Source organism: Paenibacillus sp. FSL R5-0887, from assembly GCF_038002305.1.
Classification (GTDB): Bacteria; Bacillota; Bacilli; order Paenibacillales; family Paenibacillaceae; genus Paenibacillus_AQ; species Paenibacillus_AQ odorifer.
The window spans coordinates 2,017,712-2,029,280 of sequence record NZ_JBBOCE010000002.1 but is presented as its reverse complement, the minus strand read 5'-3'; the positions used below and the strand labels follow the sequence as shown (position 1 = coordinate 2,029,280).

At 45.9% G+C, this 11,569-nt stretch carries 9 protein-coding genes; 8 read left to right on the top strand and 1 reads right to left on the bottom strand.

What is annotated here, in order from left to right:
- Window positions 1–519: 519 nt before the first annotated feature.
- Both MKY14_RS26815 and argS read left to right on the top strand, forming a co-directional pair.
- Window positions 520–963, top strand: coding sequence for a DUF1934 domain-containing protein (locus MKY14_RS26815; RefSeq protein ID WP_036679946.1), 444 nt, complete (start codon window positions 520–522; stop codon window positions 961–963).
- A complete protein-coding gene (gene argS / locus MKY14_RS26810; protein ID WP_036679944.1) occupies window positions 960–2,645 on the top strand; it encodes an arginine--tRNA ligase in 1,686 nt (561 codons plus the stop codon). The genes MKY14_RS26815 and argS overlap by 4 nt, the downstream gene beginning before the upstream one ends.
- A gap of 128 nt (window positions 2,646–2,773) precedes the next feature.
- On the opposite strand, the gene MKY14_RS26805 is transcribed toward argS, so the two are convergent.
- Window positions 2,774–3,940: a S8 family peptidase gene (locus tag MKY14_RS26805; protein ID WP_340977736.1), complete on the bottom strand. Its 1,167-nt coding sequence runs from the start codon at window positions 3,938–3,940 to the stop codon at window positions 2,774–2,776.
- A 460-nt stretch (window positions 3,941–4,400) separates the two neighbouring features.
- On the opposite strand from MKY14_RS26805, the gene rpoE reads away from it, so the two are divergent.
- From rpoE to rho, 6 genes are all read left to right on the top strand, one after another.
- A complete protein-coding gene (gene rpoE / locus MKY14_RS26800; protein ID WP_036679939.1) occupies window positions 4,401–4,949 on the top strand; it encodes a DNA-directed RNA polymerase subunit delta in 549 nt (182 codons plus the stop codon).
- Window positions 4,950–5,274: 325 nt separating this feature from the next.
- The gene (locus MKY14_RS26795) at window positions 5,275–6,882 is read left to right on the top strand and encodes a CTP synthase (protein WP_076130377.1); all 1,608 of its coding nucleotides are present in this window, start codon (window positions 5,275–5,277) and stop codon (window positions 6,880–6,882) included.
- Window positions 6,883–7,152: 270 nt separating this feature from the next.
- Window positions 7,153–7,539: a response regulator gene (locus MKY14_RS26790; protein WP_036679935.1), complete on the top strand. Its 387-nt coding sequence runs from the start codon at window positions 7,153–7,155 to the stop codon at window positions 7,537–7,539.
- Window positions 7,540–7,746: 207 nt separating this feature from the next.
- Complete coding sequence (gene fba, locus MKY14_RS26785) at window positions 7,747–8,601, top strand: class II fructose-1,6-bisphosphate aldolase (RefSeq protein WP_036679934.1); 855 nt, start codon at window positions 7,747–7,749, stop codon at window positions 8,599–8,601.
- A 188-nt stretch (window positions 8,602–8,789) separates the two neighbouring features.
- Window positions 8,790–10,043 carry a UDP-N-acetylglucosamine 1-carboxyvinyltransferase gene (locus MKY14_RS26780; RefSeq protein ID WP_036679932.1) on the top strand — a complete coding sequence of 418 codons (1,254 nt, stop codon included), beginning with the start codon at window positions 8,790–8,792 and terminating at the stop codon, window positions 10,041–10,043.
- Between the two features lie 164 nt (window positions 10,044–10,207).
- A complete protein-coding gene (rho, locus tag MKY14_RS26775; RefSeq protein WP_036679930.1) occupies window positions 10,208–11,560 on the top strand; it encodes a transcription termination factor Rho in 1,353 nt (450 codons plus the stop codon).
- Window positions 11,561–11,569: the final 9 nt, after the last annotated feature.

Sequence of the window (11,569 nt, the reverse complement as noted above, 5' to 3'; positions counted from 1 at the left end):
TATCCTTGGTTGCTTGCTTGAATAGTACCCTTATCAGTGGCCTTATCAGATCCCTCATCCTCGGAGGGGTACGGACCCAGTTGACGTTATTTGCAAATTTTCGGCCTTTGGGATAGGGTTTCGGACTCCAGTAACACTATTGCCTAGAAAGAGGTTCAAATGGGTTGCTTTTTATGCCAATAGCGACTAAGGGGTCCGTTATCACACCGAATATGGAATCATACTGCGTTTAAGGTCATCTATGTCCGATAGGTGCTTGGTAGGTGCAAATATAATCGAAGTAAATGATATACATAGAGAATGGACGTTCAAAGTGTGCTTTTAATCATCAATATGGTAATATTTTATGTGCTTATGAAGATATGCTTGATTCTGTATTGAAATGCTTCTTTGAACTGGATTATAGTGTACAATGGGAAAGCGAAATAGGCCTTTGATTAATATAAAAATGTTTAAGCTTTGCCATTAGACGTTTTTCTTATGCAGAATGCAGAGGCTTGCAGAATGGAGGAACGTGTGATGCCTGAAATACAGTCTGACAAATATGATGTCTCTATTACGCTCGTGAGCCTTCAAGATGGTCAGCGAAATGTTATGGAAGCGAATGGAGAAGTAACATCCAAGGGACCGCATCTATATATTCAATATGAAGAATTAGAGCAGGGTCCTCGCGGAGAGGAAGTTTCTGTTCGTACAACGATAAAGATTGCAGGCAATCAACTGAAGCTAATCCGCCATGGCGGGATTCAGTCGGAGCAGAGCTTTGAAGCTGGACGGCGTCTGCCAGGATTCTACCGCTCGCCATATACGCAGTTCAATCTTTCTACGGAAACGAACAAGCTGGAAGTTGTGCGCGAAGGGCGTTCTTTAACGGTTGCCTGGGAATATGATTTGTACGTTTACGAGGAATTGACAGGAAAGTTCGCTATTAGTTTGCATATACAGGAGGAACCGAAATTATGACACATAGTAAGAATCCGTTAGAGCTTGTAAATGAACGGGTAAAAGAAGCCATCGCCGATGCGATTGTGAATGCTGGGCTGGTTGCACCGGAAGAGGTTCCGGATATTGTACTTGAAGTGCCAAGAGATAAGGCGCATGGTGATTTGGCTACGAACGCTGCCATGCAGTTGACCAAAATTGCTAAACGTAATCCACGCCAGATTGCTGAAGCTATTATTGAGCATTTGGATACGAGCCGAGCTTCTATTGAGAAAGCGGAGATTGCAGGACCAGGCTTTATTAACTTTACCCTGTCTAAGAATTACTTGTACCCAATCATCAGCCTTGTTGCTGAGCAGGGGGATGACTATGGCCGTATTAATCTGGGTCAAGGTCAGAAGGTTGAAATGGAGTTCGTCAGTGCCAATCCAACGGGTAGCCTACATTTAGGGCATGCCCGTGGTGCTGCTGTCGGTGATGCGCTGTGTAATGTGCTTGATTATGCAGGTTATGAGGTGACCCGGGAATATTATATTAATGATGCCGGTAACCAAGTGGCTAATCTGTGTAAATCGATTGAAACCAGATACCTGCAGGAGCTGGGTCAAGAGGCAGAAATGCCGGAAGATGGTTACCATGGTGAGGATATTAAAGGTTTTGCGAAGGAGCTTGTGGCAGAAAAGGGCGATACCTTGCTCGAGATGAGCCCTAGTGAGCGCGCTGCTTTTTTCCGGACCTATGGACTTAATAAAGAGTTGGATAAAATCAAACGTGATCTAGGTCTTTTCCGTGTAAACTTCGATATCTGGTTCAGTGAAACCTCGCTGTATGAGAACGGAGAAGTACTGCGCTCGCTGGACGAGCTCCGTGATCGTGGAGAAGTGTACGAGCAAGATGGGGCAACCTGGCTGCAAACTACAAAATACGGGGATGATAAAGACCGTGTCTTGATCAAAAATGATGGCACATATACCTACCTTACCCCGGATATTGCTTATCACAGCGATAAGTATGGCCGTGGTTACGATAAAATGATTAACATTTGGGGCGCTGATCACCATGGTTATATTCCGCGGATGAAGGCGGCAATGTCAGCCCTTGGCAATGATCCTGAGAAGCTAGTGGTTCTGATTGCTCAGATGGTCAGCCTGTTCCAGAATGGTGAAAAGGTCAAAATGTCCAAACGTACCGGCAAAGCGGTTACGATGGAAGATTTGATGGAGGAAGTAGGAATCGATGCGATTCGTTATTTCTTCACCATGCGCAGCATGGATTCTCATCTTGATTTCGATATGGATTTGGCGATCTCTACTTCTAATGAAAATCCTGTATTCTATGTTCAATATGCGCATGCGCGTATTTGCAGTATTTTCCGTCAGGCAGAGGAGCAAGGGATTTCTATCCCTGATTACGCGGAAATTGACTTCTCCAAGCTGACAGCAGTGCATGAATATGACCTGCTGCGCAAAATTGGTGAGCTCCCGGCAGAAATCGCTGTTGCGGCTGAAGGTTATGCTCCACATCGCCTCATCCGTTATGTATATGAGCTGGCTGCGATGTTCCACAGTTATTACAAAGCTGAACGTGTAATTACTGAGGATGCTGCTCAAACCGTGGCGCGTCTTGCACTGCTGGGCGCAACACGTACTACTATTGCCAATGTACTGCGTCTTGTCGGAGTTTCTGCACCGGATCGCATGTAAATCAACAGCAAACGACAAAAAATCCGCCTTCCGGTTTCCTGGGGGGCGGATTTTTCTTTGCTGCCGTTCTTCGCACCGGCATCAGCTGCGCTAACGTCAGAGTGACCCACCCGGTGCCCGGGCGGGGTCTACACGTTCGCGGAGACCGAACGCTTCGCCCTTACTCCTGCTCTCAGCAGGCGTAGGGCATCGGCAGAGCCGCCGCCTAGGGATGCGCGGCGCTGCCCCTTACGCAGCCGCACCGGGGACGCGGTGCGGCGCAAGAGCAGCTTCAGCTCCCTTGGCGTGAGGCCCGGTCGCAGTGCGAGCAGCAGTGCTGCGGCTCCCGTGACATGCGAGGTCGCCATGGAGGTGCCGCTCATTTCTTTGTAGCCCTCCTTCAGCCAGCAGGAGGGCACGCCTTCGCCGGGCGCGTATACATCGATATATGAACCGCGATTGCTGAAGCCGGCAACCCGGTGTCTTTTATCGATGGCGCCCACGGCTATCGTCTCGGGATAACGTGCGGGATAGTCCCCGCCACGTTTGCCGTCATTCCCAGAGGAGGCAATGACGGCGATTCCGGCCCGATACGCTTTTATAACCACATTGTGGAGCGCCTTGCTTCTAGTCTTCATTCCAAAGCTCATATTAATGACGTCGATTCGGTTCTGCACACACCAATCAATACCTAGCACAATATCGGATACATAGGCTGATCCACTATGATCAAAAGCCTTGACTGGATATAGCAGCGCTCGCGGCGCCACTCCCATCATTCCGCGATTCCCCCCTGCTGCCGCTAAGGTTCCGGCGATATGAGTTCCGTGCCCATTATCATCCAGCGGCAGCATTCCGCGGTGTAGTAGGTTGACTCCAGTGGCTAATGAATGCTTCAGATCGGGATGACGGTAATCCGCGCCGGTGTCAATGACGCCGATTTTGACGTGAACTCCGGTTGATTTAGACCATGCCTGAGGAGCATGAATCGCTTTCACCCCCCATGGGAGCGCTGCGATTCCGTTTTTTTCGTTAGCTATGGAATGGATTTGGATTTGCAGATCGTCTTCGACATTTAGAAGGTCTGCAAATCGGTTCATCAGCTTTCCGGCGGCAGCGGGCACGAAGAAGGCCCGAATCAGCGGAGATACCTGTACTTGCCGCAGCTCGGGCTGCTTTGCTTTTAGAGCCTTCCATTGGGAGAAAGCTCCGGCATACTGGCGGGGATCGTTGAAGGTAAGAATACGCCGCTCACCATTTTTGGGGGCAACCGATATTTCTTCAAGAAGCATGTTCCAAAATTTGTAATAGTCCATAGGTTTCGCTGTCCCTCCTCGGTGCCCTGCTGCCATATTGTATGAGCGGAGGGAGGGGTCCGAATGGGAACTTGCCCTTTTTTAAGGAAATGGGCTGCCCAGCGTGTCAAAAGACGGCGCTTTACATAAAATAAACAGAAGAGATTAAAACTCTCTTTGTAACATCCCGTAAGGAGCCGATCCTTGGCGTGGATACAGTCATGCGCGGAGGTCTTCCTCCGCCTTTTTAAATCCCATTTCTAAAAACTTTGGGTGCGGCGAACCTTGCTACAATTACATATCAACTCTTCTTGATGAAGACAGGTTTCCTGTATGGATAATAAGCAGGAGGCTTTTTCTGTTGGGCGGTTCTTGCATTTGACTTGCATTTTGTTGTTAAATAGGTTTTACTTAGTTTTGTTAATGGATATTATTGAAATAAACCGTAATGTGAACAATGCGTGAGAGGAAGTGTCCTTTAGTGAGTACGCCACTCAATTTAAAGCTAGACCCTGAGAAAGTTAAAGAAATGCCAATGGTGGATCTTGCCTTTCTGGTGCTTAAAGCAGCCAATACACCGTATTATTACCGTGATCTGATGGTCGAGGTAGCCAAGTTACGCGGCATGACCGATCAAGAAAGCCAAGATACTATTGCCCAGTTATATACCGAGATTAACATTGACGGGCGTTTTGCCTGTGTCGGAACCAACCTTTGGGGACTGAAACGCTGGTATCCTCTTGAGCGCTCCGATGATCCGGTTGGTAACACTAAACGGGTGCGCATCATCAACGATGAAGACGACGATTTGGAAGATGACGATTTTGCTGATGAAGAAGAAAACTACACAGCTGAAGAAGAGGATTTCGACGCTATCGATGAAGATCGCGACGACCTCTATTCTGACGACGACAGCGAAGAAGAAGTCGACGAAGATGTCGTGATCGATGAAGATGACATAGACGAAGACGATACGGACGAAGACGATGCAGAAGATGGCGACGATGAAGATTCCGAGGATGACAAGTAAGATCAATAATCAGAAGAGTCTTGTCTGTGGCATAATTCCTCCCTTGACAGTGGGGGATCGTCAGAGTAAACTATTGCATGGGCTTATCATGTAAGTTAATAAACGTGTTTTCTAAAATAAAAAGTGCCCCGGTTCTACGGGTGTCACTTTTTTGTTTTTTTAGATGCAAAGTAGCTGTAGATTAATGGAATTTGAGGGATGACGGTTTATGTTTTCCCCGGTGAATTAAACTTTTGATTTCCCCTGTTTTGATGATAGTAAAACGGGTTACGATAAACACCATGTGCCGCTTTTATGTTTGGACTTTATTTAGGAGGGTTTTACAGTGACAAAGTATATTTTTGTAACGGGTGGCGTTGTGTCTTCCCTGGGTAAAGGCATTACCGCCGCTTCGCTGGGCAGGCTGCTCAAGAACAGAGGTCTAAAGGTAACGATTCAGAAATTTGATCCGTATCTTAACGTAGACCCTGGAACAATGAGCCCTTACCAGCACGGAGAAGTCTTCGTAACGGATGACGGTGCAGAGACTGACCTTGACCTTGGGCACTATGAACGGTTTATTGATATCAATCTGTCGAAGAACAGCAATGTGACGACAGGTAAGATCTATTCATCCGTAATCAGCAAGGAACGTCGTGGAGAGTACTTGGGTGGAACTGTACAAGTTATCCCGCATATTACGAATGAGATCAAAGAACGCGTGTTCCGCGCGGGCCGCGAGACCAACTCTGATGTTGTTATCACAGAGATCGGCGGTACTGTAGGGGATATTGAAAGTCTTCCGTTCCTGGAAGCGATTCGTCAAATCAAGAGTGATATTGGCCGGGAAAATGTGATGTATATCCACGTAACCTTGATTCCTTATATCAAGGCTGCTGGAGAAGTGAAGACGAAGCCGACACAGCATAGCGTTAAAGAGCTGCGCAGTATCGGTATTCAACCGAATGTCATCGTGTGCCGTACGGAATATGAGCTTTCCGCAGATATGAAAGCCAAAATCGCACTCTTTTGCGATATTGATGCTAATGCTGTTGTGGAATGCCGCGATGCTTCGACGTTATATGAAGTTCCATTGAACCTTCGTGATGAAGGATTGGACGAGATTGTTGTTAATCATTTGAAGCTTACAACACCTGCGCCAGATATGCGCGAATGGGAAAGTATGCTTAGCCGGATTCAGAAATTAGAGAAGACAGTAGAAATCGCAATTGTAGGTAAGTACGTAGCACTGCATGACGCCTATTTGAGCGTTGTTGAATCACTTTCACACGCAGGTTTTGCTGCGAATGCAGAGGTTAAGATCCGCTGGGTGAATGCAGAGGAAATTACGGATGAGAACGTGGACGAAATGCTGCGTGGTATTGGCGGTATTCTTGTTCCTGGTGGTTTCGGTGATCGGGGAATCGAAGGTAAAATCTCCGCTATTCGTTATGCCCGTGAGCAATTGATACCTTTCTTTGGCATTTGCCTTGGAATGCAGGTTTCTGTAATTGAATATGGCCGTTCTGTTCTTGGACTACAAGGTGCAAACAGCTCCGAAATCGATCCAAATACACAATATCCATTGATTGATTTGCTTCCTGAGCAAAAAGATATTGAAGATATGGGCGGCACTATGCGTCTTGGGTTGTATCCTTGTAAGATTATTCCGGACTCTCTGGCAATGTCTTGCTATGATGATGAACTGGTATATGAGCGTCACCGTCACCGGTATGAGTTCAACAATGCTTACCGTGACGAAATTGAAAAAGCAGGACTGGTTATCTCCGGAACTTCTCCGGATGGCCGTCTAGTTGAGATCGTAGAGCTTCCAGAGCATCCGTGGTTCCTCTCGGTTCAATTCCACCCGGAATTCACTTCACGTCCGAACCGCCCGCAACCGCTATTCCGTGAATTTGTCAAAGCCTCTTTGACGCATTCCGAGCAGCAATAATTTATACACAGACAGAAAGAACCCTCGGTTCTTAAATAGTCGAAGAGAGCCTTCATCCGAAGGCTCTCTTTTTGTATTACCCTTTAATAGAAATATTGTAACTGACATTTATTTCATTTTAGACTCTTTATTTACCCATTTTATCCAATTAGCAGGATTTGGACAGTAAAGCACGAATAATAGGTTTCGTATGGAGTAGTTTCTAAAGGGGCCGGTCGCTGTGGAGAGCGCGGTATAGTCAATCTGCCTTAATTTCTGGGAGGGTATCGTATGGAAAAGAAGAAAGTATTAATTGTCGATGATCAGAATGGGATCCGGATTCTTCTTATGGAAGTGTTCAATAGTGAGGGATATACAACATTTCAAGCGGCTAACGGAAAATTGGCATTAGACATTGTTCGCAGCGAGTCACCCGATTTGGTCTTACTCGATATGAAAATACCGGGAATGGATGGACTCGAGATTCTGAAGCATCTAAAGGAGATCAATCCGTCCATTAAGGTCATTATGATGACGGCATATGGTGAACTGGACATGATTAAGGAGGCGACCAAGCTAGGGGCGTTAATGCATTTTACAAAGCCGTTCGACATAGACGAAATGCGCGTAGCGGTAAACATGCATCTTCATAACAAGTCTGTGGATCAATGCAGTTAGAACGGTGATTTCTGTATCGGTCCTATTTCGCGTGGTGACTCCGAAGAGGATGAGTGTAATTGTTATATGGGCTGGATAAAAATCGTCCCACCGGGACATTTTTTTGTTTACCCTATTTAGTATTTGACACAGGATGTGCTATAATAAGCCTGTATGTGATGTCGGTTTAAAAACATAGCCAACCAACATTCTTAGGAGGATGAAACCATGCCATTAGTATCTATGACAGACATGTTGAACAAAGCACTTGAAGGAAAATATGCAGTAGGTCAGTACAACATTAACAACTTGGAGTGGACTCAAGCTATTCTTGGTGCCGCTGAACAAGAAAAATCACCAGTAATCCTTGGTGTATCTGAAGGCGCAGCACGCCACATGGGCGGCTTCACTACTGTTGTTAAAATGGTTGAAGGTCTAATTATTGACATGAATATCACTGTTCCTGTAGCTATCCACCTTGACCATGGATCTAGCTTTGATAAATGTAAAGCAGCAATTGATGCTGGATTTACATCCGTAATGATCGACGGTTCCCATCACCCAATCGATGAGAACATCGATATGACTAAAAAAGTCGTTGAATATGCTCACGCTAAAGGCGTTTCTGTAGAAGCTGAAGTAGGTACTGTTGGTGGACAAGAAGACGACGTTATCGGCGGCATCATGTATGCTAAGCTTGATGAGTGCGTACGTATTGTGAAAGAAACAGGTATCGACACCCTGGCTCCTGCACTTGGTTCCGTTCATGGACCTTACCATGGCGAGCCTAACCTCGGATTCAAAGAAATGGAAGAAATCCGTGACGCTACTAACATCCCAATGGTTCTTCATGGTGGTACAGGTATTCCTGAACATGACATCAAGAAAGCCATCTCCCTGGGTACTTCCAAAATCAACGTGAACACTGAGAACCAAATCGTGTTCGCAAAAGTGGTTCGCGAAGTTCTAGCTGCTAAACCTGATGCTTACGATCCACGTACATTCATCGCACCAGGCCGTGATGCAATCAAAGAAACCGTTATTGGTAAAATTCGCGAATTTGGATCCAACAACAAAGCCTAATCATTGTAGCTTCCGCCTCAGGTGGACAAGCAATTTGTTAAAGGATAGGGCTATTACTCTGTCCAGTTGAATAGTTTGATGAGGAAAGCACACCGCTTAGCCGGTGTCTTTCCATTTTCATCACTAAAAGTCCACAGCACGTATTGCCCACCCAGCTGCAATACACGTAGGGGGAAATTGATAAATCTATGGAAAAATTAATGATTGGCGGTGGACGTCCGCTAGAGGGCGTTGTAACCATCAGTGGAGCAAAGAATAGTGCCATCGCGCTTATTCCTGCGGCAATTTTGGCCGAATCTGAAGTTGTTCTGGATAATTTACCGTCCCTTAGTGATGTAGCCGTTTACTCCGAAATCTTGCAAGAGCTTGGCGCTAATGTATCCTGGTCAGGCAATCAGATGAGAATTGACCCTTCACGTATTGTATCTATTCCAATGCCCAATGGGCCGGTTAAGAAACTTAGAGCTTCGTATTATATGATGGGAGCTCTGCTTGGAAGATTCAAAGAAGCGACAATAGGTCTTCCTGGTGGCTGTAATTTTGAACCTCGTCCAATTGATCAACATATCAAGGGATTCGAGGCTTTGGGAGCAACAGTTACCAACGAACATGGTTCTATCCACTTATATGCAAAAGAGCTACGCGGTGCGAAGATTTATCTGGACGTATCAAGCGTAGGTGCCACTATAAACATCATGCTGGCGGCTTCACGAGCCAAAGGCTCTACAATTATTGAAAATGCGGCTAAAGAGCCTGAGATTATAGATGTAGCTACCCTATTGAACTCTATGGGCGCTGTTATTAAAGGCGCTGGTACAGAAACCATCCGGATCGAAGGGGTCTCGGAAATGCACGGTTGCCGTCATTCCATTATTCCCGATCGGATTCAAGCAGGAACTTATATGATTGCCGCTGCGGCTACGCGCGGTAATGTGTTGATAGATAATGTTATTCCTAAGCACTTGGAAGCCTTAACAGCCAAGCTTTTAGAGATGGGCGTGGATATTGAAGAACTTGATGAAAGTATCCGAGTTATAGGTAGAGCTAATTATGAACATGCAGATGTTAAAGCACTGACCTATCCTGGATTTCCTACAGATTTACAATCTCCTATGACAAGTATGCTGACACAGGCAGAAGGGGTTAGTGTGCTTAGCGATTTCGTCTACAGCAACCGCTTCAAGCATGTGCCAGAGTTGGTAAGAATGGGCGCAAAGATTCGTGTTGAAGGCCGATCTGCAATTATTGAGGGCAGTAAACTTAATGCTGCTAAAGTAAAGGCAGCTGATCTGCGTGCGGGTGCAGCCCTTGTCATTGCCGGGTTAACAGTAGAAGATGGTATTACTGAAGTGACCGGCGTAGAGTATATTGATCGTGGTTATGATAATTTAGTGAGCAACCTTCGGCAACTTGGTGCTCATGTTTGGCGTGAGAATGAATAATATTAGGATATCCCGCTTGGAAGGAGTATTAATTTGCGGCCAAACCGCATATTTCCTTCCATTTGGGGTAATACTAACCTAATGAGCATTTTAATAGAATCATATTTTTGCCTAGTAGATAGACTAGGAAGAACTCATTTAAAAATTGAATAGGTGGTTATTACATGGATCTTCAAATTTCCGATCTGGAAGAAATGAAGCTGACCGAGTTATATAAGCTGGCCAAGAAATACCAGATTCCTTATTACGGACAGCTGAAGAAACGGGAACTGATCTTTGCGATCCTTCGGGCACAGGCAGAGCAGAGCGGTCTCATGTTTATGGAAGGCGTACTAGAAATTTTGCCTGAGGGCTATGGATTTCTTAGGCCGATTAACTATTTGCCCAGTGCTGAAGATATTTACATCTCAGCTTCACAAATTCGTAAGTTTGATCTCAGAAGCGGAGATCTTGTGTCTGGTAAATGTCGGACACCAAAAGAAAATGAACGATATTTTGGCCTGCTTCAAGTCAATGCCGTTAATGGCGAGAACCCTGCTAGTGCAGCGGAGCGTCTTCATTTTCCAGCATTAACACCACTTTATCCGCAAGACAAGCTACCGCTTGAAACATCCCCTACTCATTTGTCTACCCGAATAATGGATTTGCTCGCTCCTGTAGGTTTGGGGCAGCGGGGTTTGATTGTAGCACCTCCAAAAGCAGGAAAAACGCTCCTCTTAAAAGAAATTGCCAATAGTATTTCCACTAATAATCCTGAGATTGAGCTCTTTGTATTGCTGATTGATGAACGTCCTGAAGAAGTAACCGATATGCAGCGTTCTGTAAAAGGCGAAGTGGTTGCATCGACGTTTGATGAGCTTCCAGAGAATCATATTAAAGTGGCTGAGCTTGTGTTACAAAGGGCACTCCGTTTAGTTGAGCACAAGAAGGATGTAGTTATTCTTTTGGATAGCATTACGCGTCTGGCGCGTGCTTATAATCTGGTGGTTCCACCATCTGGACGTACACTTAGCGGGGGGATTGACCCGGCGGCTTTTCACCGGCCGAAGCGGTTTTTTGGTTCTGCACGGAATGTGGAAGAAGGCGGCTCATTAACTATTTTGGCAACAGCATTAATAGATACTGGCTCGCGTATGGATGATATTATATATGAAGAATTTAAGGGTACCGGTAATATGGAGCTTCATTTGGACCGCAAATTGGCGGAACGCCGGATATTCCCAGCTATCGATATTCGTCGTTCAGGTACACGTCGCGAAGAAGTGCTCTTGAGCAAAGAAGAACTGGATACGATTTGGGCGATTCGCAAAAATATGAACGAGTCCTACGATTTTGTGGAGGGATTCATCAAAAAGCTGCGTGATACGAAGACTAATGCTGAGTTCTTGGCATCCTTTGACGTTGCTGGGGCAAAAACAACACCAAACGGGACTGCAAGTAACGGAGGCACCTCCAACAGCGGTACAGCTGCTCGTCGTACCACACGGGCGAAGACACCTTCAGTACCTACAACTTGAGAATTGATA